Origin of the sequence: Allomuricauda sp. CAU 1633 (genome assembly GCF_017313225.1) — a bacterium.
Lineage (GTDB): Bacteria > Bacteroidota > Bacteroidia > Flavobacteriales > Flavobacteriaceae > Flagellimonas.
Genome location: NZ_JAFLNE010000005.1, coordinates 90,153 through 114,824 on the forward strand (window position 1 = coordinate 90,153; position 24,672 = coordinate 114,824).

The window sequence follows — 24,672 nt, forward strand, 5'->3', positions numbered from 1 at the left end:
CAAATGTCCAATCGCATTGGATTAGTTTGGCCTATTCAAAAAGAATTTGGAGCTTTTCTCTTTCTTCTGGAGAGAAAAAAGTTTCATTGTTCTTGTTCTGGTTATAGATTTTGTTCTTTATAAAATAATCAAAACATACCTTGTCTTGGCTTAAACCAGTATAAGAAAGAATTTTTTGAATTGTACTTTCAGGGTTTTTGATAAAGTTGGAATATTCCACTCTTAATGCATCTGGTCTGAGTTTATCAATCTCATTTTTGGTCACCTCAGTGACTTTTTTTACTTGGTAGGCCGTAATTTGAACACTATCTGATTTGTTGGATTCCAACCAATCATAATCCTTATCATTATAGGCCCCCTTCCACCAAAATGAGGTCATACCCCTAGTCTTCCAAAAAGGCACCCGCATCAATGAATTTACCACGGCAATAGGGTCTCTGGTGATATGGACAACCTTTGCATCCGGAAAAATACTCAACAAATAGTTTAACCGTGAAGGCCCGGTTATCTTAAATGCCAATCTTTTCTTGCCCTGTTTTTTAACCAGTTTCTTAAAAAAAGAAACAATTCGTTTCTTCTCTTCTGGAGTAGCCTCTTCATTGATTAAAAAATCCTGGGAAAAACTTATTCCATCTCGTACCAAATAATTCCACATAGGATAGGCTTCCACAGAGCGAAATATGAAGTAATTTAAAAGGGATACTTTATTGAGCTGTTTTTTTTGACCGTGAAATCTCCAGAACGGATTATCCGCCAGTCTTCTCAAATAGTTGATATTGGTATTTCCTAAAACCCGAGATTGATATTGGGACGGGTATGCCAAGTCTTTATGACGCATCACAATTTCAGAAATAACTGATGTGCCTGACCTTGGTGCTCCCAAAAAAATGATAGGCTGCTCCAAATAATTGGTTCCCATAAAATAGAATGCTTTGTTATCCGGAAGACTCTTTACGTCTTTGGAGGTTTTGGTCTTAAAAATAACAATTTCCCTGAACTAACCATCCAGTATTTCAAGACACTCGACCAAAAACCCTTTTTTGCCTCATTTGATTCAGGTTGAAAGCATCTTTACAAAGGTTACAAATTGGCAATATCAAAGAATCCCAAAACTAAAACCGCCCTATGAAATTCATAGGGCGGTCCATTAAAAATTAGAAGCGGAGTTGATTTTTGCATTAACGCTGAATCAAGAAAATCAGTTGCTAATGCTTAGATTATTGGTACCATCAATCATGGTCTCAAACCCTCCCGCATAATATTCAGCACATATTTCAAGATTGGTATACCCTGCATTGTTCACAACAGCATATCCATCAGCAAAAGTCCAATCCACATGGGTTGTCAACATATCATTTGGATTATTGGGGTTAAGATGGGCATGTTGGTTCTCAAACCAATCCGGCATGTTATCCCCATCTGAATCCGTATACATTGATGTTCCGGTGAAACTGGTCTGTGTCCACGCACCTGTAGGTCTATATTCCCTTTCGGTAGCATTGTTTCTGGTCTTGTTAAAGTAAGAACTATCCAAATCATCAGAACCATAATAAGGCGTACCATCAGCATTTATACCTCTATTGTGACCAACACTTGCCATAAGTTTTTCGGGTACGTCAACCGCATCCCAATACCCATCAGATGGTGGATTAAAGAAAAATTGTTGGCTGGTGATGAAAAATTCATTTGGAACAGGTCCATCTTCACGTACAGGTACTCCATAAAACTCTTGGGATGAAGACCTAAACCATCTATAAAGATTAGATTGTAGGCTGCTGGTGTCATCCATGTTAATACCTTCCGTTAAATTGTAACCAGCAAATATGCGTGGCTCATTACCGTTCCAATCCTCGGTGAAGTTTAGTTTATTGCCCCTATTGTCCATTCCTCCCAAACTGCTGGTTTTGTTTCCCTGCATGTTATAGTTTCTATGATAATCCACATTAGGGGTTACATTATACCGGGATAATCTTGCCGACCAATTGACAATGAAGTTGTTGTAAATTTCAAAATTTCCATTGGCGTTCAAATTTGGGAATCTGTGCGATATATTGTAGGTCATATTTCTTGACCATGTATGCTCTCCAATATCTGTATATGTTGGTGTATCTCCTTGCCTGTTTAAGATAGAGGCAGTACTATGGTCCGGATCAGCTTCGGCCAACAGGTTATAGGTGAAAGAAGAAGTATTTCTAGATGCATCACCTCCTTGATTATGAGTACTCACGTTCAATGTCCAAGTCTGATCAAGACCGTACCTTAAACTACAATGGTCAACCATATTACTGGTACCATTTTCAATCTGTAAATAATTAAGGGCATCAAAACAGTTTTGGTTGACTACACAGGGTAGTCCCAAATCTGATTGCAAAGTCATAAACCTGAAGATTAGATTGCCCGCTCTTGTAAAAGACATTCTGGGATGACTAATGGTAAGTCCCAACCCTGGTGCCATTTGACCCCAAACAGCAATATCACCACTAGATGTGTCATACTCTGCATACGGATTTGAATCTGCTACCCTACCTTCTACTTTAACGATAACTATTCGCGAACCTGATGCCTCAAAAGCTTCTCTAAAAGAGCCTGGGCCAGATGTGTTCAAGTTTGTTACTTCATAGATTCTGGCATTGGAAGGGTTTACCCTTGCAAAAGCACCTGCTCCAATAGCTGAAGGAAATGCTTTTAGTTCATTAAGTGTAATTACATCACCGATTACAATAGTACCATCGTCATCAGCGTCATCTTCATCATCTGTTTGTGGATTGCCATTGACCTTGCCCGTATATTCAACAACCAAGCGAGGGCCAGGGTTGTTTGGGCTCTCTTTGGAGGATATGGAAATATCGTTCCCGGATGCAATGTTCAATACAATCGAGGTCAAAGACGGTGTTAACGCTTCACTATCCAATGGAATACGCTGGTCAAAGCCAATCGAATATTCACTGTCTACCTCCCCTAAAAGAGTTCCCATGCTTGGGGCATTTTCAAGGGATAAGGTTTCTTCGGTCCAATCCGTACCAGCTCCTTTATAAGCTTCTAAATGGCCATGGCCTTGATCGGAATCCGTAGTAAATTCAAGGTACGCATCAGTAATGGTTCCTTCAATAGGTCTTAGATCAAATTTTAGGTATGTTGTTCTTACATTGGCTTCAACACGGACAATGTCTTCATCAAAACCTTTACCATCCTGCAAGTAGGCATCATCAATGGCATTCAATGTAATGGTTGACGTTTCAACTTCGGAACCATCTTCTCCATCAGAATCAGAACTGCTATCATTGTCAGTTATGGAATCTGGTTCATCCAAAACTGCTTCTGCGAACAAATCTGAATCTTTCTGACATGAAGAAAACAGCAAAAAGAAAAAGGAAACAACAAACAACATAAACGTAGTTGGGGTGGGGTTACGTTTCATAAGTTAGGTTAAAAAAGGTACAATTAAAGATTCAGTATGCAATACTATATCAAAAACGAAAAACTCCGATTAAAAGTTGTCTTTTTTCGATGAAATACATGCTTTTTTAAATATGTGTTATTTCATCGATACTAAAATTCATAACAACTCAGCGTATGGCATGCTGCAATTTTTTTTTCTTCCGAGATACGGGAGCAATCTTCTTTTGGATTTTTAGATCAACTTTTTTAACATTGATTTAGCGTTTTACCCCATTAATAGCATCCAAAATGGATGCTAGAACGAAAAAATGTGTAGTTGGGATGATAAAATGTTTTTGGCTCGAAAAAAGTTTAGACCTTAGCGCAAAATTTATTGAAACGGTTGTTGGAATTTCATTTGACCAAATAGAACTAGTAGAATCTTGAATGCAATATAATTTTATAGATTTCTATACCCCCCGCCAGAGTTTAAAAAATGGTCAATGCACAACAATAAATGACTGAATCACCGTTAACTTTTTATAGACTAATATTGTAAACTTTTTATGGGTCCTTCCAAGAACGATTCACTTACCAAAAAAGGAATTAAAGGCTTTATTTGGAATTTTTCGGGTTCAGTTGTCCAAATTGTTTTGCAGTTATTGGTCATAGGTATTCTATCTAGATTACTTACTCCTGAAGAATTTGGTGTTGTTGCCATTATAATGATCGTGGTCAACTTTACACGGCAAATTACCCGAATGGGGATTGCCAGTTCCCTTATTCAATTGCCTGTAATAACTGACAAACATATTGCATTAGGGTATACTTCTTCCATTGTATTGGGAACTCTTTTAGGGTTTGTCTATTATTTGCTGACTCCTTTGTTTGCCGATTTTTTCAATATTCAAAAAGATCTTGATGCCCTTCAGTTTTTTTCCATCTTTTTTCCATTGGTGAGCTTTGGAAGCGTTGGAGAAGCACTTTTAAGTAGAAAATTTAGATTTGATGTTGGGGTTAAAATTGGGTTGATAGCGTACCTCATTGGCTCAGGAATCGTTTCAGTGGCCATGGCCTTTCTTGGTTTTGGGTATTGGTCACTCATTTGGGGACAGTTTATTACACTTTGCTTTACCATCATCCTAACCATCTATTATGAGGTGCCCAAATTTTCATTGCGTTGGGAAAAACAGCCTTTAAAGGATTTGTTCTTTTTTGGTTCGGGACACACCTTGGGAATCATCTTTAATTTTTTTGGAGAGAAAGCAGACAATATTGTGGTTGGTAAAATTTTAGGAACCGCTTTATTGGGTTTTTATTCAAAGGCCTTTCAACTCTATTCCATACCTGCCAGTTTTTTTGGTACTATTTTCGACAAGGTTCTGTTCCCTATTCTATCCCAAAAACAAAACGATATTAAAAAACTGTCGTCTTTCTATACATTTAGTACAACCCTGTGTTTTGGTCTTTTGATTCCCATAAGCGTATTGATTTTGATCAACTCAGAACTTATCATCGATGCATTTTTGGGGAATCAATGGAAATCAGCAGTACTCCCCTTGCAATTGTTGATATTGGGACTGTCCTTTCGTTTTGGAACCAGGATAAACAAGTCATACCTTAAATCTTTGGGAATTGTTTACAGGGGGGCTTATTACCAGCTCATATTTGCACTTTTAATGTTTGTTTGCACCTATGTTGGTGGGCAGCTCTATTCGTTGCCCGGGGTTGCAGCAGGGGTATTGGTGGCTACAGTGATAAATTATGTGCAAATAGCATATAGACTCTATAAGTTATTGGATTTTTCAGGTATTGGACTGATAAAGGACCTGTCCAAAAATATCATGTTCCATTTCATATTTGTTTTGGCAACCATGCTATTGTATTACTTTGGAATTACATCAAAATGGATTCACCTAGCCATAACAGTAATAGTATATTTGCCCATATTTGTACTCTACTTTAAAAGCAAGAAAAATATCGTTTTTACACCTAACAATCGCCCCATGTTTATTACCGTAAGCAATTCGTTGCCCGGAAAGATTAAAAATTATATGGGTCGAGTACCTATATTTAAAGACTTTTTTGCACAGCATTCATGAATCTTAAGATTACATACATAATCATTGCTCTTTTATTGGCAGTTGACAATGTCTTTATCCGTTTCCGAGTGGGTGGCATCATTAGTTTTGACCGTGCATTGGAGTTTGTATTCTTTTTTATCCTTTTTAAGCCTTATTTGATAGCATTGAGGGAGAATAGTTTTTTTAGAGGCTGGAATAGATTCTTGATTGCCTTTATTGTATTACAGTTGGTAGTGGACCTTCGTCTTTTGGTCCAAAACCAATTAGAGCTAAAAGGATTATTGATAGATGTATTCAAAGGTCTTTCATTCATTGTTTTTTCTTCACTGTTCTTTTTAACGGCCAAAAAAAATTTAAAATATGTGAATATTATATTGATTGGCCATTTTGCGATATGCATATTCTCATTGTTGCAACACCCATTGTCTCCCATTGCAGGTCAGATGCTTGACATTAAAAGAACCCTATTATCTGCACCTACAGACGGTAGGATTTCCCAAGGACTTGAAAATGAAAGCATGTACATTGCTGGTGGGCACGCCGACCGATTCAGGATGGCAGGACCTTTCGTGTCGACCATATCATTTACCTATTTTGCAATTTCCAGTTTTTGCATGGCCTTTTTTATGTATATAAAGACCAAGAAAAGATTTTATCTGATGGTTCTTGGAGCTGTTTTTATATGCTCTGCGCTGAGTCAGACCCGTTCATTATTGCTCGGAGAACTTGTGTTAATTGGCGGTTATTTCTTTTTGATTCCCCATAAAAAAAGACCCATCTATCAGACTGCCATGGTTATAGCAGGCCTGGTCCTTTCCCTCTCCATTGTAGTGGGACAAGAGTATTTTTTGCCCAAAAACTCTAGGTTGACCAAGTTGAGTTCGCAAGGAGAATCAGACAGTAGACCGCTATTATGGCTAACCGGTGTCACCGCGGCTGTGCGTTACCCCTTTGGGGTATCCAAAAGAGAATACCAGACCGTAAAACAAGATATGTACCACAAATATGGACATACGGCCATACTGCACCTACCGTCGCACCATGGTATCATCAATGTTGGCATTTATTATTCATTGCTTGGCTATGTACTGCTCTTCATGTTGGTGAAATTTTTATTGGAGCACAATAGAAAGTCAAATTCCATTATGCGGGTCTTTTTTATTCTGTGTCTATTGGGATATACTACACACCTAACCTTTCACAACAATATTTTTCTGATTGCAGATTATCCCTTTTTTATGGTTCTGATGTTATTGGGACTTGAATCACAAGGCCTTATTCCAATACCGGAAGAAGAATCACAGCATGTAAATCCAATCACTGATTAAATGGGGTTTCCAGCTAAAAACAATGGCCAGATGATGCGCATAACAACTAAACCGTAAGAATTTTTGAATAACCAAACCTTAAAATCTACCTAGCATTGGAAAAAAAAATTGATGTCCTTTTTATTTTGCCATCATTGCGTTCAGGGGGTGCTGAGCGGGTCATGTCCTTTTTGGCGCAAAACATTGATCCTACTCTATTTGATTCCCATTTGCTGATTACGGGCTCCAACAAGGACCAGAAATATAAAGTAGAAAACATTCCCGTAACCTTTTTAAACAAAAGTCGGGTCAAACATGCCATCCCTGCAATTATCAAGTTTCTGATCATGTACAGACCAAAAATAGTGATAGGTGCCATGGGACACGTAAACACGGTAACAGGGTTTATTGGCCTTGTGTTCCCTTGGATAAAATTTGTGGCCAGGGAAACCACTATATCCAGTTTTAGTATGGAGGGCGACAAGACCGAACATGAAAGACCTGCTTTACCCTATCGCTTGGCACTAAAGTCCCAGGATAAGATTGTATGCCAATCCAATGACATGAAACATGATCTAATTGAGAACTTTGGGTTGCCAGTTTCAAAAATGGTCGTCATCAATAATCCGGTGACTTCAAAATTCAAATTGAAAGAACGCATCTTTGCGGAAGACAATGTATTACGGTTCATTACCATTGGTAGGTTAACGGAACGAAAAGGGTTTCAGAGGGTCTTAAAAGTCTTGGCAGAGTTCAACAAACCTTTTCATTATACCGTTATTGGTTCGGGAGATTATAAGGATACCTTAGTTAGCTTGATTGACGAACTGGGGATTACTGAAAAAATCACATTTGTTTCCCACACCAATAAAATCAATGAGTATTTGGCGCAAAACGATCTTTACTTGCAAGGGTCTTATGTTGAAGGTTTTCCAAATGCATTAGTAGAAAGTTGTGCCACGGGCACTCCGGCCGTTGTTTTTGATGCCCCTGGTGGAATCAATGAAATCATTATTCCAGGGGTGAACGGGTACATGGCCAAAGATCATTCGGATTTTTTAGAAAAATTGGAATTGTCCATCAACCACGATTGGAACCCAAGTGCAATTCGCGAGTCTGTGTATTCCAGATATTCAGAGGAAAAGATCTTGTCTAATTATGAAAACCTTTTTTTAGGGTTGGTCTCCCCCAAGAAAAAAATTCAGAAAAAAATAAAATAATCTGATTTGCTACGTTATGTAGTAGAGAATTTCAATTAAATGAAGGTTTTACAGGTAATTAATTCTTTAAATTCAGGTGGGGCGGAAAAACTGGTCACAGATTTATGTATCGCTTATCTAAAAAAAGGAGTGGATGTTGAACTGGCTTTGCTGAACGGCAAAAAAACAGCGTTCATGGACCGTTTGACAAAAATTAGCCCCGAATTAAAAATCCACGATTTGGGCGAGGGAAAAAGTATGTACAGCCCGACGCATATTTTTAAACTAAAAAGATTGCTGAATCAATATGATGTGGTGCATGTGCACCTATTTCCATCTTTTTATTGGGTTGGGTTTGCAAGTTTTTTGGGGAATGTGCGGGCAAAACTTTTTTACACAGAGCACAACACCACAAACCGGAGGAGAAATCATCCCCTACTAAAACATATTGACAAAATCATCTACAAACGGTACACTAAAATCATTTCCATATCAGATGCAGTGCACGAAAACTTGCAGGAACATCTTGGTAAATTAAGAAAGTTGGTGTATCAAATCAATAATGGAATCAATCTAAATGAGGTAAGTTCCGCTAAGCCATACCAAAAATCAGATCTAGGTTTTGACCAAACCACCACGCTTTTGCTACAGGTATCGAGTTTTACACCGCAGAAAGACCAAAAAACACTGATTGAAAGTTTACTCCACCTACCGGAGACCACACATCTTATTCTAGTGGGCGATGGTCCGCTAAGAGCGGAACATGAAAAACTGGCAGCTTCGTTGAAGCTATCGGACAGAGTTCATTTCTATGGACTGCGAAGCGATGTGCCCCGTCTTCTAAAGACCGTTGACATAGTTGTTCTTTCCTCAAACTTTGAAGGCTTGTCCCTATCTTGTGTTGAAGGCCTTGCCTCGGGGAAACCTTTTATGGCTTCAGACGTACCTGGCCTTACCGAAGTGGTCCAAGGACATGGAATCCTATTTCCAAAAGGAGATCACGAATCATTGGCTGTAAACATAACCAAACTGACAACGGATGAGGTTTACTATAAAGACGTAGTTGAAAAATGTATGATACGATCTAAAGATTTTGATATAGAAGATATGGTAGAAGGCTATTTGCAATGCTATACCGATGCCATTAAAAAATAAGGAGCCATTCAATAATCGCCACAATCAATGACAAAGCCAAAAGTTTTAATTATTTGTTCTGTTTCCTATTCCCTGCTCAACTTCAGGAAAGATTTTATAGAAGAACTTGTTCTAGCAGGCTATGATGTTTGGTGTGCAGCCCCAGATTATGACAAGGTTAACTCTGACGCCGTTAAGGCCATGGGCGCCCATCCTGTTGAATTCAATCTGCAGCGTAAAGGGCTAAATCCCTTCAAAGATTTTAAAAGTGTGAGGGAACTCAAAAAAATCATGAAAGACCTTGAGGTGGATTTTGTGTTTGCCTACACCATTAAACCGGTTATTTATGGCTCTTTTGCAGCTCAGCAATTAAAAATCAAAACCTTTTCGCTGATTACAGGGCTCGGTTTTACCTTCAGCGGGGTTTCCCTAAAATCGAAGCTTTTGGGTCAGGTTTCACGACTATTGTATAAGCTTGCTCTCAGAAAAAACAACGTTGCCATTTTTCAAAATGTGGATGATAAAAACCTCTTTTTGGAACAAGGTATTCTGCCCAAAAACAAAGAATCCTTTGTGGTGAACGGCTCTGGAATCAACATAGATCGCTTTCGCCCTAAAACTGATGATGAATTCAATAAAGGGGGCACTGTAAATTTTATCATCATTGGCCGATTGATGGTTGAAAAAGGCATTGAACTGTTCCTTGACACCGCTGTATCCGCACATAAAGAAAATAGGGACGCCAAATTCCATGTGGTTGGCAGCCCTCCTGAAGATTTGACCGCATTGGCATCAAGATTACAAAAGCTACATGATACTGGTGTAATTGTGCACCATGGGACGCAAATGGATGTTAGGCCTTATCTCTACGCCGCGGATATTTTTGTCTTGCCCACTTACTATAGGGAAGGCGTGCCAAGGTCCATTTTAGAAGCCCTATCGGTAGGTTTGCCAATAATAACTACACGAACTCCCGGATGCAGGGAAACCGTAGAGGAAGGAAAAAATGGCTTTTTGATTCCGCCAAAAGAATTGGAGCCTCTTAAAAAAGCCGTAAACTACTTTTTGGACCATCCAGGTAAAATTGAAGCCATGGGAAGAGAAAGTAGAAAACTTGCGGAACAGAAGTTTGATGTCCGCTTGATAAATGCTGATTTACTCAAGATCATCAATCAAAATATTGCATGATGTATTCAAAATTCTTTAAACGAATAATAGATTTTTTGGTCTCATTGGTGGCGCTACTGGTGCTATCTCCCATTATTTTAACATTGACCATTCTGCTTGCATGGGCAAATAATGGAAAACCCTTTTTCTTTCAAAAAAGGCCGGGGAAAAATGAAAAGATCTTCACCATTATCAAGTTCAAGACCATGAACGATAAGAAGGATGCCCAAGGCAACCTCCTCCCCGATATGGAACGCATTACCAAAGTGGGCAAGTTTGTGCGTGGTGCCTCTCTTGATGAAATTATGCAACTTATCAACGTACTTAAAGGAGACATGTCCATTGTTGGACCGAGACCCCTTTTGGTGGCCTACCTCCCACTCTACAATTCCGAACAGGCCAAACGGCATAATGTAAAACCCGGAATTACAGGATGGGCACAAGTCAATGGCCGTAATGCCATAAGTTGGGAAGAGAAATTTAGGCTGGATGTGTGGTACGTCAATAACATTAGTTTTGCCACTGATGTAAAAATCTTGGTCAAAACCGTGCAAAAAGTAGTACAACGCGATGGTATATCGGCCAGTGAAGACCAAACCATGGAACGGTTCATGGGAACCAAAAACCAATGAACCTCTTTTACAAGGATGCATATTCAAAATAGCTGCATCCTACCACTTATGTACGATTCAAAGAAAGTTTGAACAACTTTATAGATAAAAATCAAAGCCATACCAATAAATACCTAGATTTGGACAATGGACAAATTAAGGCAAGCTGATACAACCATGAAAACTGTAATGATTTTAGGGGGATCCAAAGGAGTAGGAAAGGAAATCCTCAAATCCTGTGTAAAGAAGGGCTATAACGTAGCCTTTTGTGGGCGAAACCAAGAGGAAGGCCATAAGGTCATCGAATCCACACAAGCTCAAGATCAACTCTATTTCCATAAAATTGACTTGAATGACGTTGAAGACATTAAAGACTATTATGAGAAAACCATAGAGCGTTTCAAAAAAGTGGATGCTTTGATTTTGTATGCAGGTACCACTTCAATAGCATCAATACTTGATGTAGAGGAGGACGTGTATGATAGTGTGTTCAACATCAACCTTAAGGCACCCTTCTTTTTATTGAAACACGTGCTAAAATCCATGGTTGAACAGCAGTCAGGTTCCATTCTATTTTTTGGGTCGGCGCACATGGATTATGGCGAAGTCGACAGAGCTCCGTATGCCTTGACCAAAAGCAGTTTATATACATTATCAACCCATATAGCACATCATTATGCCAAATATGGCGTGAGATCCAATTATTTGGTCATGGGTTGGACCAATACCGAAGGAGAACTTGAGCTACGCGACAAAGAAGGTGTAAGCGAGGAGAAACTAAAGGAAAAGGCATCGGGAATCATCCCAATGGGTAGAATGCTCAATACATCGGACCCCATACCCGCAGTGATGTACTTTATTTCAGACGAATCAGCAATGACAACCGGCTCATTGATGCGAATTACAGGAGGAGAGTTTATTTAGATAGAATGACCCCATCTTCAACTTTTGAAAATAGAATTCCAAACACCATAAAATCTGCACCTGAAAGCAATATTTATGGTGGTGGTTTGTTTTATAATCAATCGAATAAACTATGAGTCAATTGAATACTGTTGAAATAAGCGTCATTGTACCCATTTATCGGATTGAAAAGTACTTGCCTCAATGTATTGATAGTCTGCTGGATCAATCTTTTTCAGATTTTGAATTGATTTTGGTGGACGACGGCAGCCCAGACAATTGCCCTAAAATTTGTGATGATTACGCAAAAGAAGATGCTAGGATAAAGGTTGTTCACAAAGAAAACGGCGGACTCTTAAGTGCTCGAAAAGCAGGATTGGACAATGCCAGTGGAAAATATATTGCATACGTTGATGGTGATGATTGGGTGGATACGTTTTATTTGGATACCTTGTACAAACTTGCGGTGGCAAATGACTCAGACCTTGTGGTTACAGGCCATTTTAGGGAGTTCGATGGTAAAATAGAGACCATAAAACCAAAAGATACCGGCACCTATAGTCATGAAGAAGTACAATCCTCCATTCTTCCCAACGCTATCTATAATGGCCGTTTCTGTGAGCATGGCATATCAACCTACGTGTGGAACAAATTGTTCAAAAAGTCGCTGTTGAGTGAGGTTCTGTATGATGTCCCCAATGAGATAATCATGGGAGAAGACGCAGCCATAACCTATGCCTACCTTACCATTTCAAAAAAGATTACCGTAAGCAAGGTTCCAGTGTATTACTATAGACAGCGACATGATTCAATTGTGAAGTCCATTGAGAATCCGCAGATGGAATACTATAGGTTGGGGTTGTTGATGAGTTTTCTAAAATCAAAGCTCAGTACAGTTCTTGACGCAAAAAATCTGGATAAGCAAATTACATATTATTTGTACTCTCAAATTTTGGTTCGCTCCGGGGGGTTGATTTTTGACAAGGATAGCAATTTGATTTTCAATCCTTTTTTAAATGTTGGCCCTAAATCGCGAGTCGTTGTTTATAGCTCTGGTTCTTTTGGACAACATATTTTGTCTACCAATACCAAGGCCAACTTTTTTGAGGTGGACAAGTGGATAGACTTGGATTTTCATCCTTTAAGTATTGGCGGAAACCATGTACAACCCATCAGTGCTGCAAACAACAATGATTTTGATCATTTGATCATCGCCACCATCAATCCCACAAATCATGATGAAATCCAAGAGGAGCTGGAGCTTATGGGCATTGATGCAAACAAAATTGTAGAAATTAACACAAACATAGAGGACATTAAAAAATTACTGATGGATTTGGGCTTTAATGACCAATTTGAGTATCAAAAAAATTAATCCCCCACCCAATTAAAATTGAAACCTCAGAAACATCAAAATAAGACGATGTTGTAATAACTTTGATTTATGAAAAGACTTATTATACTGGGAGGTAACCCAGAAACGGCTGTTTTGGTAGATGTGGCAAATGCAATGGGCATTTATACCATTGTAGTTGACCCAAATCCCAATGCGCCAGCCAAAAAAAATGCTGCTGAATCCCATGACTTTGATGGTTTTGATGTTGATGGCATTGCGCAATTGGCTAAAGACCGTAATGCGGATGCTGTGTTGGTTGGAGTGGCGGACATCTTGGTAAAACCCTACAGGGAGATTTGTGAAAAATTGGGCATACACTGCTACGCCACCAAAGAAGCCATTGAGGCCTTTTGCAGTAAAGATGGCTTTAAAAGGTATTGTGCCGAATATAATATTCAGGATATTCCAGGAATTTATTTGGATGCATCAAACATTGATAAGCCAGAAAATCTGGACTATCCCTTAATGATAAAACCTGTTGATAGCGGTGGTGGGGTTGGCATGAAGATTTGCAGAGACGATAACGACTACAATGAGTCGGTAAAGACCGCATTGAAATTTTCCAAAAAAGGAGTCGTCTTAGTTGAAAAATACATGGACTGCGATGATATGGCTGCGTATTATACTTTTAGAAATGGCGTTCCGTATATTTCAGCAATATCTGATAGACTTACTACAAAAAAACAAGGGGATGCCAGTCCGGTTTGTATTGGAGCAGTATATCCATCCAAACATTCCCAGCTGTTTATTGATCAAGTGCATCCAAAACTTTGCGAGCTCTTTAAGGGGCTGAAAATCCAAAACGGGGTACTCAATATTCAGTTTTTTGTGGAAAATGGCGTAGTCTATGCCTATGACCCCGGCTTTAGATTGCAAGGTGAGGCACCACACATCCACATTAACCACATCAACGGATTCGATCATAGGGAAATGCTGGTAAATTATGCCTTTACCGGTGTTTTGGGAGAAGATGATTTTGCCGAAAAAAATGATTATTGGTTCAGAGGAAAAAATGCCTGTACCATTTGGATACTACTAACAGGAGGTGAAATTGGGTCCATTGAAGGTGTGGATGAAATAAAAAATGATCCAAATACCGTTTTTGTATTGGAACGATTTAAAGAAGGGGACACTGTTGAAGAAGAATGGCTAGGAACCGAGCGACAGGTGTATTCCAGAATCTATGTCGTGGCGGATACCATTGCGGAAATCAACTCCAAAATCCGTGCTTTTAAAGATGTTTTGAAAATCAAGGACACTAATGGCGAGAACATGATTTTGGAATGGTTGAAGCCTTTCAACGAAGATGACTATTAAACAAAAGAAAACTCCTTTCGTTTAAACATATAGAAGTAGTTTGCCCCATAAAATGGCACTAAATCAATTTTATTTGTCAATACTGAAGGATGCTCTAGTTTTATGCTGATTTTGAGGGCAATATGAAAAAATGAATTGTCTCATTATTCGTATCAAAGTCCTCAAATCTGCATTTTTTAGTGATAAAAACAACAACACAACCCAATCAAGATTGCAATGAAATTAAGCATACTTATTCCGCTTTATAACAAGGAAAAATATATTGAGCGCTGCTTTAAAAGTCTATTAGATCAAGACCTATCAGCAAATGAATATGAGATTATCATTGTTGACGATGGCTCCAAAGATTCAGGAGCTGCGATTGTGGCTGACTATGCTGAAAAGCATGCCAACATCCATCTCATAAAACAACAAAATCAAGGCCCAAGCGTGGCTCGAAACAAGTGCTTGGAGGCAGCCAAGGGTGACTACGTCTATTTTTTGGATGCAGATGACTATTTGGCCACCAATGTCTTGAAAGCCTTGATTGATTTGGCTACAGGGCATGATTTGGACGTACTCGAATTCGAAACCAAGGAAAAGAAGGAAGGTTCAGAACTCGACTTTGATTCCATGACAAAAAACCCACAAGATTTACCCGTGGAGGTCATGGATGGCATTAGTTATGTTGCCGAGTACGGCTTTAGAAATGAAGCATGGCGCTATATTGTTAAAAGAAGCCTTTTGGAGAATGCCGGGGTAAAATTTATTGAAGGTACTTTGTACGAAGATGCCATTTTTACTGCCAGTCTCTTTTTTAAGGCCAGTAGAATGGCCAAAGTGGACATGGATGTCCACCGCTATATCGTGGTTGAAAATTCCATTGTTACCAGCAAGGACCGGGCGCACAACCTCAAATTTATTCATGGCATGGTCAATGCCATTGAGCATTTTCATGGTTTGATCAAAGGATTGGATAGCTCCCACCCCGATTATGGTAGAGTGGTTAAAAATCTAAAAGGTAAACAGCAGGCTTATGTTTTTGCCTTGATTATAAGAACTTTAAAATACCGTTTGCTCAGTTTTAAGGAACTGAAACAAATACTATCCAAATTGCATACGTTTGAGGCGTATCCCATGGATCCGAAAATTGGAGGTATTGGTGAAGGCAGTACAGGGCGTTTATACAACATGACTTTTGTTCCGGCATTTAACAATAAGACCTGTCTTTATTTGGGTATGGGGTTGATGAAAATTATGCCCTCACGTTAGTTAATAACGACATTAATTTAATTTTGGTTGAGCTACAGTGTAATAAATATGCTGTAGCTTTTTTTTGTACCAAAAATTCAAGGGAATCTGCCACAAAGAATTAACTGCAAGGTCCTGTATAGTCCTATTCTTAAGAAATTTGATTGTTTTAAGCACTTGAACTACAGATAGTGTAAAAAGCCCTCCTTACTTTCATTCAACTTAGAGTTAATCCTTGAAGGACACTTAGAAAAAATAATTTTCATCCAGCCGAAATCAATCCTACTTTGGAAAATGCACATAAAAAAAAGCCATAGCTTTCACTATGGCTTTTAAGGTTTGATATATGTGTAATCCTAAAATTCAACAATCTGAAATTCCGATCTTCTGTTCTTGGCATGTTTATCTTCCGTACAATACACCCCATCTCCACAGTCGTTTGTCAATTGGGTTTCCCCAAAAGCTTCATGACTGATTCTGCTTTCAGGTATTCCTTTTGAAGTGACATAGGCCACGGTACGTTCTGCTCTTCGCTCCGAAAGCCATTGGTTATACTCGTTGGTTCCTCGGGAATCCGTATGTGCCGTTACCTTAATGACCAAGTTTGATTCATCATGCATAACGGCCACCAATTGATCCAAAAGTTCTTTGTCCTTAGAAGTCAAGTAAGAAGAATTAAGCTTGAAATAAACATTGCCCAATCCGTTAATCTTGTTCTGAAGGGCAGCGCGTCTGGCATCCTCAGCATCTTTTTTGGCCTTTTCGGCAGCAGCCAACTCAGCAGCTTCTTTTTCTCTTTGTAGACGTTCAGCCAACAAACGGGCTTCCTCCTCTGCCTGAGCAATGGAATCTTGAACTCTTTTTTGTTCTTCTTCCATTTCTTTCAACAAAGCAAGTTTTTCCTCTCCTTTTCGGGAAAGTCCTTTTTCCACTTCAAAACGATAGGCTACACCCAAGGCATGCTGGATATGATTTGTGGCATTTTCGGTGCTCATGGCCCATTTACCAGTAGTATTTAGGTCCAATCCCCAATGGTCGGAGAACCATGTCCTAAACCCCAAAACAGCATTATAGGTCCCCCTACCCTGATTATTGGCATCAGTATATCCTGCACCAATTCCAATATAAGGGTCAAAAAATCCGGTTTCCCCCAAAATCTTATTAAGGTCATAACTTACCCGAAAATCAAGAGCCAAATAATCAATGTCCTCCGTAATTTCCACTTTATCAACAATCTTGCCCTCTTGGTATTGGTTGTAAGACCCAATGGCCTCAAGACCGAGTCCATTCTTAAAATAACGTCCCACACTGACTCTAGATGGGAAAGGAACCATGTTCCAACCCTTTTCCAGGTCAAACAACTCGCCGAACTCATCACCAGAGTCATCAACGGCATTGACCCCAAGGGTTACAAGCCAGTAACTCTGTACTATACTATCCTTCTTTGTTAATTCAACATCTTGTGCAAGGATTGATGCCGTGAAGAAACAGGCCAAAGCCACAAGAGCTGGTTTTGAAATATTCATTATTTATGATTTGAGGTTATCAATAACAAAGGTATGTCACTGTTATAAAATGGTGCGTTTTGCACTTTTAAGTGCTTTTATTTTCGATAAGAAGTACATATTTCCATTTGGGTTACCATCCCACCTTTTGAAAGTTCAGTAATTTGGCGGTCAACGGCATTTTATATAGATAAAAGGGATATTGAATGGGTGCTGCTTCCATATTTTCAGCGCTCTTTTGGTCTGATAGCTCAACGGCAATGGTTAGTTCTCCTTCTGTTTCATTGATTTTGGACAACAATGGTAATTTTTCTCCTTTTTGTTCTCCCATACAGACCACAATGACGATTTCCTTAGAAAAATCCACCATGGGCACTGGAAGTCCCGGTTTTCGGGTCCTATTGATCTGGGAATAGAACTTGTTCAAGGATTTTGTATCACGAATTTCCATGGCTTCATACTCCGTAATACCACTATAGCCATCTTTTGTTACAAGCTCAACTTCCTCCATTTTTTCTCCGGCCAAGTCCTTTTGAGCCTTGCATGAAAATAAACAAAGTGTAAGCGATAACAACAGTATAAATCGCATAAATCAAAAGGTATTTTTGAAACGGGATTTATAGGCTTTTTCATAAAGTTCCTCGTAAAGGGGCAAAATATGGACTATATCAAACTTGGAGGCCACATTGTACGCGTTTTGTTTGAATTGCTCCAGAACTTTGTCATCCCGAAGGATTTGCAGCGACTTTGACGCCATATCCTCCACATCCCCAACATTGGACATAAATCCAGAAATCCCATCTTTGTTCACTTCTGGGATTCCACCCGTATTGCTGGAAACCACAGCTACTTTATTGATCATCGCTTCCAATGCCGCCAAACCAAAGCTTTCCGTTTCCGATGGCAATAGGAACAAATCCGAAAAACAAAGGATTCTATCAATTTCAGTACTGTTGCCCAAAAACAATACTTTTTCTTTCATTCCAAGGTCATCACATAATTGCTCTGCCTTTTCTTTTTCGGGCCCCTCACCCACCATAATGAGTTTTGCGGGAAGCTCCTTTTGAATCTTATAAAACACCTTAATCACATCGGGAATACGCTTTACCTTCCTAAAATTACTGATGTGGGTGATAATGCGTTCATCCTCTTTGGCCATCAAGGAACGTTGGCAATCGGTATATGCAGTGCTATATTTTGATTTTTCGATGAAATTGGGAATGACCTCTATCTCCTTTTCAATATCAAAAAGTTCTATGGTACTTTTCTTCAACGCTTCGGAAACAGAAGTGACCACATCAGATTTGTTGATACTGAAGGTTACTGCCGGTTTATAAAATGGATGTTTGCCCACCAAAGTAATATCGGTTCCGTGCAAAGTGGTGATCATGGGAATAAAAATCCCGTATTCCTGAAGCATTTTCTTCGCCATATACCCTGCATAGGCATGGGGAATGGCATAATGCACATGCAATAATTCAATTCCATAAAGCTTTATGGTATCCACCAATTTGCTGGATAAGGCCAATTCATAGGGTTGGTAATGAAAAAGAGGATACTCGGGTACGTGCACCTCATGAAAGTGGATATTATTCCCCAAAAGGCCCAACCGCACCGGTTGCCGATAGGTAACAAAATGAACTTCGTGGCCCCTCTCGGCCAAGGCTATACCCAATTCAGTGGCTACAACACCACTACCACCAAATGTGGGGTAACAAACAATTGCAATTTTCATGACTACAAATCTAAGTCAATATTTGTTGTCTAATTTATAATGGAATCATAAATAGCTTGCTGAATCCTGGTTCGCAAGCCAGACCTGATTAGCAAAGTGTTGGAGGACGATGGGTATGTCCGGTTCGATAAAAAGACGTAAACCAGTTCTGCATCGGGGTCTGCCCACGTATAGGTGCCCGTAAAACCACTATGTCCGAAGCTTTTTGGAGACACACACCCGCAAGTAGGCCCACTTTCTTCCAATTGGGGTTTATCAAAACCAACCCCACGTCGTACGTTTTTATTGCAGAAATAGCAGGTATTGAATTTTTTTACGGTACGTTCGTTTAAAAATCGTTCTCCACCATAATAGCCGCCTTGCAGATACATTTGCATAATCTTGGCTACATCATTGGCCGTACTGAACAAACCTGCATGTCCTCCTACGCCACCTTGCATGGCGGCTCCCATATCATGCACGTAGCCTTGTATGGTTTGATACCGATAATAATCGTCCTCCTCAGTGGGAACAATTTCATTTTTTGAAAATTTATCCAGTGGATTGAACGATGTGTACTGCAGTCCCATAGGTTTATAAAGAAACTCATCTATAAGCTTGTCCACAGACTTTCCATAAGTGTCTTCAATAAATTTTTTGAATACATAATAGCCCACATCACTATAGCGATACCGGTTTGATTTTAAACTTTGACGGCCAATGCGCTCATAGATAGAATCTTTATAGGCGTTGGTAAGATACAAGTGGTCCGCCACCTGATAGGAAAAGTCTTGGGAGGGGTTTTGACTGTAAAATTCTGGGGAAGGCTTCCTTTCTTTGTTCAAAGTATCCAAATAAAATGCAATCCAAGCAGGGAGACGGCCATAATGTGACAGTGCCTTTAGCACAGTTACATCTTTAAGTTCAGTGTTTTCATACTCTGGAACCAGTTCCTTGAACGTATCGTTCAACTCAATTTTCCCCTCTTCCTCCATTTTCATAATCAAGGGAAGGGTTGATAAAATCTTGGTCAAAGAGGCCAAATCGTAAATGGATTCTTCATTGATTTGTACCTCGCTGTTGTAGGTAGGTTTGCCAAAACTTTTATTGTAAATCACCTTTCCCTTTCTCGCCACCAAAACTTGTGCTCCAGGGTACATCAATGAATCCAATCCGTTCTGTACCAAAGTATCCACCATGGCCAATTGTGAGGAACTCATCCCTACGCGTTCGGGTATGCTGTACCCCAATCGTTGTAATGGTTTTACTTCCACTCCCGTATTCACTGGAAATTCACCGTGGGCAGAAACTGGGAGTTTTCCTGTTGCACCAATAGCGCCAAAAATAACCTCTGCAGCCTTTTCTTGAGCTATCGCACTATTCTGGTATCCAACAACCACTCCGTCCATAGTATCAAAATTGAGGACGTCCAAGAGTGCGTAAGGTTTTGCAAATAGGGTCAATATGGTATTGCTAGTGCGGAGTCTTGAGATTTCCTCAAGCCAAAACAATTCATTTTTGGAAAACTTATAGCCTTTCCAAGGGCTTTCATTACTCTTGTGAAAACCTATGATTACCAAATTATAATTGGCCAATTCCTTTTTATACCCAGCGATATCTTTCGCCTCAATTTTAGTGACCTTAAAATATTTGTTCAGGGTCTTATAAAATTTATCCCCTGAATCATCCCCAAACTGTACATAGGCAATTTTCTTGTTGTCCAATTTTCTGATGGGCATCAACGAAAAGTTGTTTTTGGCCACTGTAATGGCCCCTTCAATGGCTTCTTCGTAGACCACATCATTTTCAATCCCATTCAAATCCTCATATAAATTTTCCAAGTCAACAGGATGGTAATTGGATAGGCCGACCTTGTACTTGGCCATCAATATTTTTTTGACCGAATGGGCCAAGCGCTCTTCGGAAATGACACCGGTATGGTAGGCCTCAATCAATTTTTCTTTGGCTTTAAGTACATTTTCGGGCATCAGCAGCATATCATTTCCCGCCAAAAAAGCTTGGAGTTCAACCTCTCCATCAGGAGCAAATTGCGATACCGCCTTCATATTTAGGGCATCCGTAAAAACCAACCCTTTAAAACCCATTTTATCTTGCAATAATTGGTAGACGATATCATTTGAAAGCGATGAAGGATACCCTTCCCTACTTTCCAAACTAGGTACATCCAAATGAGCTATCATAATGGAACTTAAGCCACTTTCCATTGTTTTCTTGAAAGGATACAATTCAATGGAATCCAATTGTTCCCGAGTCGAATTAATGATGGGCAAAGCTTTATGGGAATCCGTAGCGGTATCGCCATGACCTGGAAAATGTTTTCCACAGGATAAAACCCCGGCCCGCTCCATTCCTTTCACAAAGGCAATTCCTTTTTCAGCAACATTTATAGGGTCTTCTCCAAAGGAGCGATTGCCAATTATAGGATTTTGTGGGTTGTTATTGACATCCAAATCCGGAGCAAAATTGATGTGCACTCCCAATCGTTTGGCATGTTTTCCTATTTGGTAGCCTACTTTTTCCACTACGGAATTATCTTGAATCGCTCCCAAGGTCATATTCCATGGAAAGGCATAGGTGGAATCCAACCGCATGGCCATACCCCACTCTGCGTCAGAACCAATAAGCAGTGGCACTTTGGATGAGGATTGATATTCATTGGTCAATTTTGCTTGTTGCACAGGACCACCGGCCAAGAAAATCACGCCGCCAATACCCTGCTCTCGTACAAGTTTTTTGATTCTATCCTTTGAAGCTTGATCTTGATTGGAAGCTATGCTCACCATGAACAACTGCCCCACCCGCTCTTCCAATGACATTGCGTTGTATTGACCATTAAGCCAATTGGTTTGGGCAAGCGAGTCCTTGGTGACCAAAGGATGATTTTGGCCCATTGCATGCAAACAAAAAAACAGGAAAAAGGAGAGGTAGATCTTAATCTGCATAAATATCTTGTCTATGACATCAACTTACAGCACATAAAAATATTGCATTTCATCGAAGAATGCACAGAAATTAGGATAATTTAAGATTCTATCTATACAAAACGGGCATGCCAACTTTCACTGGCCGGGACTTCCCAGTTTTCCAAATACTCTTGTTTTGTGGCCACCAAATTGTTAAAAACTACTGTGTTTTTGGAAACGGCCTTGTCTTTGGCCAACTTCTTAAAGTCTTTTAACGGTTTATAGGCGATAAACTCACCTTGTTTAAAAGATACGTTCATTCGATCCAATAAGATCACATTATATTTTTGTTCCAAACGTTGAATAAAATGTACCGAAGCATCAATGGAACAACCCGAAGCACTGGCATTCGTTTGATCTAATCCGATAACAATAAAACGCTTGTATTTTATTTCAAAACCGGCGTGTAAATCGCTACCGTGGGCTGTCCATTCTTTTAGGAAACTGGTCAAACCCTCTTCAAGTTCCTTTTGTTCTTCTTCCGTAAAACTCCTATTGGCTTGATATATCCAAATTCTGGAGTGGTCTGGCAATTCATTGAAATCTACTAGCATTTTTTTTATACTTTTTAAGGAGAACACCCCTGTAGTCACCTCAAGGGGACAATTTAATTCTTACAAATTTAGGGAGTTTGCCAATACTTCGGCAACATCCAAAACCGTAACACTACCTTCTTTTTCATGTGCTTTAATGCCATCCGTCATCATGGTATTGCAATACGGACAACCTGTTGCAATAATATTGGGTTGGATCTCTAAAGCATCTTTGGTACGCAGTACGTTGATATCCATATCTCCCTTTTCAGGTTCTTTGAACATTTGGGCACCTCCCGCACCACAACAGAGGGCAGTTTTTTTATGGCGTTTCATTTCCACCAATTCTGCATTGGTTTTAGCGAGCAGTTCTCTAGGAGCATCAAAAACGGAATTGGCCCTGCCCAAATAACAGGGATCGTGGAAGGTAATGCGTTTTCCTTTGTATGCTTCTCCTTCAAGCTTCAAACGGCCCTTATCTATTAATTCTTTAAGATATTGGGTGTGATGAAGAACTTCATACGTACCCCCCAAACCTGGATACTCATTTTTTAGCGTATTGAAGGAATGTGGGTCACATGTAACAATCCTTTTTACTTCGTAACCATTCAGCAATTCTATGTTCATCATGGCCTGCATCTGAAACAAGAACTCATTGCCGGCCCGTTTGGCCACATCTCCTGTGGAACTCTCTTCGGTACCTAAAACGGCAAAAACAACATTGGCCTTGTTCAATAACTTTACAAACGCTCTGGAAATCTTTTTGGCCCGATCATCATAACTACCTGCTGAGCCTACCCAAAACAATATTTCGGGCTGCTTGCCTTCTGCCATAAACTCTTGCATGGTTTTCACCTTCAATTGCTCGCTCATAGTTCCAAATTTATTCGTTCACCCAGTTTAAGCGGTCCATTTGATTGTAGGGCCAAGGTGCACCGTTGTTCTCGATATTGGACATCATGTTGTTCAACTCCATCGGCGCTGCGGATTGTTCCATGACCAAATAACGTCTCATCTCCACAATAATGGATAAAGGGTCAATGCTCACAGGACAAGCCTGGACGCAGGCATTGCATGTAGTGCACGCCCATAGTTCTTCTGGGGTGATATAATCATTCAACAATTGTTTGCCATCGTCCACGAATTCACCTTTGTTGGCATCCATAATCTTCCCGACTTCTTCCAGACGGTCACGTGTGTCCATCATGATTTTTCGGGGTGATAGTTTTTTTCCGGTTTGGTTGGCCGGACATTCTGAAGTACATCGACCACATTCGGTACAGGTATAGGCATTCAAAAGCTGGACCCAATTCAAGTCCATTACATCAGAAGCTCCAAATTTTTCGGGAACCGGTGCATCTTCAGGTGGTGCTGCGTAGGGATCAGCGGAAGGGTCCATCATCAATTTGACCTCATTGGTGACAGATTCTAAATTATTGAACTGGCCTTGTGGTTTCACCTTACCGTAGTAGGTATTGGGGAAAGCCAACAAAATGTGTAAATGTTTGGAGTAATATAAATAATTCAAAAAGGCTAAGATGCCTAAAATATGAAGCCACCATGCGGCTCTTTCAATTACAATAAGGGAGGAAATGGATAGACCGTCAAATAAAGGTGTTATAAACTGACTAATGGGAAATGCGCCTGCCTCCGTGTAATGTGCAGCTCCCAGTTGTTGTAGTTGGGAATCGGCTGCATTCATGGTCAAAAATAGCAGCATCAACACAAATTCGATATAGAGAATTAGGTTCCCGTCTGTTTTGGGCCAACCTTTCATTTCAGGTTTTATGAACCGTTTTAGTCTGATGATATTTCGTCGTATCCAAAAAATCACCACAGCCACAATGACCAACAGGGCCAAAATTTCAAATGAAGCAATTAAAACATCATATAATGTACCTAGTGGCGCAAACAGGCGATGGGTTCCCAAAATACCATCCAAAATAATCTCCAACACCTCAATATTGATGATGATAAAGCCGACATATACAAAAATATGCATGAGCCCCGCTACCGGACGTACCACCATTTTAGTTTGTCCGAGTGCAATACGAACCATGTTTCTCCAACGCTGGGGCTTGTTGTCACTAACATCCACATCCTTACCCAATTTGATGTTCCGGGACAATTTTTTAACGTTCCTTGTAAAGAAACCGATACCTGCAATCAGGGCTATCACAAAAAGTATATTGGGCAAATATTCCATGATA

General features: G+C 39.7%; 19 protein-coding genes. 10 read left to right on the forward strand and 9 right to left on the reverse strand.

Annotated elements, in window-relative coordinates; translation table 11 throughout:
* Window positions 1-31 precede the first annotated feature (31 nt).
* Together J0X14_RS14725 and J0X14_RS14730 are read right to left on the reverse strand one after the other, a co-directional pair.
* Window positions 32-919 (reverse strand): sulfotransferase family protein, encoded by an 888-nt coding sequence (locus tag J0X14_RS14725; RefSeq protein WP_207098574.1) that lies wholly within the window; start codon window positions 917-919, stop codon window positions 32-34.
* A gap of 279 nt (window positions 920-1,198) precedes the next feature.
* Window positions 1,199-3,418 carry a hypothetical protein gene (locus J0X14_RS14730; protein ID WP_207098575.1) on the reverse strand — a complete coding sequence of 740 codons (2,220 nt, stop codon included), beginning with the start codon at window positions 3,416-3,418 and terminating at the stop codon, window positions 1,199-1,201.
* A 526-nt stretch (window positions 3,419-3,944) separates the two neighbouring features.
* Between J0X14_RS14730 and J0X14_RS14735 the strand changes: the two genes are divergently transcribed.
* The 10 genes from J0X14_RS14735 to J0X14_RS14780 all read left to right on the forward strand — a co-directional run bounded on the left by J0X14_RS14735 (window position 3,945) and on the right by J0X14_RS14780 (window position 15,747).
* Complete coding sequence (locus tag J0X14_RS14735) at window positions 3,945-5,480, forward strand: lipopolysaccharide biosynthesis protein (RefSeq protein ID WP_207098576.1); 1,536 nt, start codon at window positions 3,945-3,947, stop codon at window positions 5,478-5,480.
* Entirely contained in the window at window positions 5,477-6,790 is a 1,314-nt protein-coding gene (locus tag J0X14_RS14740; protein WP_207098577.1) for a hypothetical protein, read from the forward strand. The genes J0X14_RS14735 and J0X14_RS14740 overlap by 4 nt, the downstream gene beginning before the upstream one ends.
* A gap of 95 nt (window positions 6,791-6,885) precedes the next feature.
* A complete protein-coding gene (locus J0X14_RS14745; protein WP_207098578.1) occupies window positions 6,886-7,989 on the forward strand; it encodes a glycosyltransferase in 1,104 nt (367 codons plus the stop codon).
* A gap of 39 nt (window positions 7,990-8,028) precedes the next feature.
* Window positions 8,029-9,123, forward strand: coding sequence for a glycosyltransferase (locus J0X14_RS14750; protein ID WP_207098579.1), 1,095 nt, complete (start codon window positions 8,029-8,031; stop codon window positions 9,121-9,123).
* Window positions 9,124-9,150: 27 nt separating this feature from the next.
* Window positions 9,151-10,290: a glycosyltransferase family 4 protein gene (locus J0X14_RS14755; protein WP_207098580.1), complete on the forward strand. Its 1,140-nt coding sequence runs from the start codon at window positions 9,151-9,153 to the stop codon at window positions 10,288-10,290.
* Window positions 10,290-10,901 (forward strand): sugar transferase, encoded by a 612-nt coding sequence (locus J0X14_RS14760; protein WP_207098659.1) that lies wholly within the window; start codon window positions 10,290-10,292, stop codon window positions 10,899-10,901. The genes J0X14_RS14755 and J0X14_RS14760 overlap by 1 nt, the downstream gene beginning before the upstream one ends.
* A gap of 156 nt (window positions 10,902-11,057) precedes the next feature.
* The gene (locus J0X14_RS14765; RefSeq protein WP_207098581.1) at window positions 11,058-11,804 is read left to right on the forward strand and encodes an SDR family NAD(P)-dependent oxidoreductase; all 747 of its coding nucleotides are present in this window, start codon (window positions 11,058-11,060) and stop codon (window positions 11,802-11,804) included.
* A gap of 112 nt (window positions 11,805-11,916) precedes the next feature.
* Window positions 11,917-13,158, forward strand: coding sequence for a glycosyltransferase family 2 protein (locus J0X14_RS14770; protein WP_242528047.1), 1,242 nt, complete (start codon window positions 11,917-11,919; stop codon window positions 13,156-13,158).
* 69 nt (window positions 13,159-13,227) lie between these two features.
* Window positions 13,228-14,496, forward strand: coding sequence for an acetyl-CoA carboxylase biotin carboxylase subunit family protein (locus tag J0X14_RS14775; RefSeq protein WP_207098582.1), 1,269 nt, complete (start codon window positions 13,228-13,230; stop codon window positions 14,494-14,496).
* Window positions 14,497-14,712: 216 nt separating this feature from the next.
* Window positions 14,713-15,747: a glycosyltransferase gene (locus tag J0X14_RS14780; RefSeq protein ID WP_207098583.1), complete on the forward strand. Its 1,035-nt coding sequence runs from the start codon at window positions 14,713-14,715 to the stop codon at window positions 15,745-15,747.
* A gap of 335 nt (window positions 15,748-16,082) precedes the next feature.
* Here J0X14_RS14780 and J0X14_RS14785 read toward each other — a convergent pair whose 3' ends face one another.
* The 7 genes from J0X14_RS14785 to J0X14_RS14815 all read right to left on the reverse strand — a co-directional run bounded on the left by J0X14_RS14785 (window position 16,083) and on the right by J0X14_RS14815 (window position 24,668).
* Complete coding sequence (locus tag J0X14_RS14785) at window positions 16,083-17,252, reverse strand: OmpA family protein (RefSeq protein WP_207098584.1); 1,170 nt, start codon at window positions 17,250-17,252, stop codon at window positions 16,083-16,085.
* A gap of 112 nt (window positions 17,253-17,364) precedes the next feature.
* Window positions 17,365-17,820, reverse strand: coding sequence for a hypothetical protein (locus J0X14_RS14790; protein ID WP_207098585.1), 456 nt, complete (start codon window positions 17,818-17,820; stop codon window positions 17,365-17,367).
* A 3-nt stretch (window positions 17,821-17,823) separates the two neighbouring features.
* The gene (gene bshA, locus J0X14_RS14795; RefSeq protein ID WP_207098586.1) at window positions 17,824-18,966 is read right to left on the reverse strand and encodes an N-acetyl-alpha-D-glucosaminyl L-malate synthase BshA; all 1,143 of its coding nucleotides are present in this window, start codon (window positions 18,964-18,966) and stop codon (window positions 17,824-17,826) included.
* A 29-nt stretch (window positions 18,967-18,995) separates the two neighbouring features.
* A complete protein-coding gene (locus tag J0X14_RS14800) occupies window positions 18,996-21,908 on the reverse strand; it encodes a glycoside hydrolase family 3 N-terminal domain-containing protein (RefSeq protein ID WP_207098587.1) in 2,913 nt (970 codons plus the stop codon).
* Window positions 21,909-22,000: 92 nt separating this feature from the next.
* On the reverse strand, window positions 22,001-22,483 hold the full coding sequence (locus J0X14_RS14805; protein WP_207098588.1) for an ABC transporter ATPase: 483 nt from the start codon (window positions 22,481-22,483) through the stop codon (window positions 22,001-22,003).
* 60 nt (window positions 22,484-22,543) lie between these two features.
* Complete coding sequence (locus J0X14_RS14810; protein WP_207098589.1) at window positions 22,544-23,335, reverse strand: (Fe-S)-binding protein; 792 nt, start codon at window positions 23,333-23,335, stop codon at window positions 22,544-22,546.
* Window positions 23,336-23,345: 10 nt separating this feature from the next.
* Window positions 23,346-24,668, reverse strand: coding sequence for a (Fe-S)-binding protein (locus J0X14_RS14815; RefSeq protein ID WP_207098590.1), 1,323 nt, complete (start codon window positions 24,666-24,668; stop codon window positions 23,346-23,348).
* Between the last annotated feature and the right edge of the window lie 4 nt (window positions 24,669-24,672).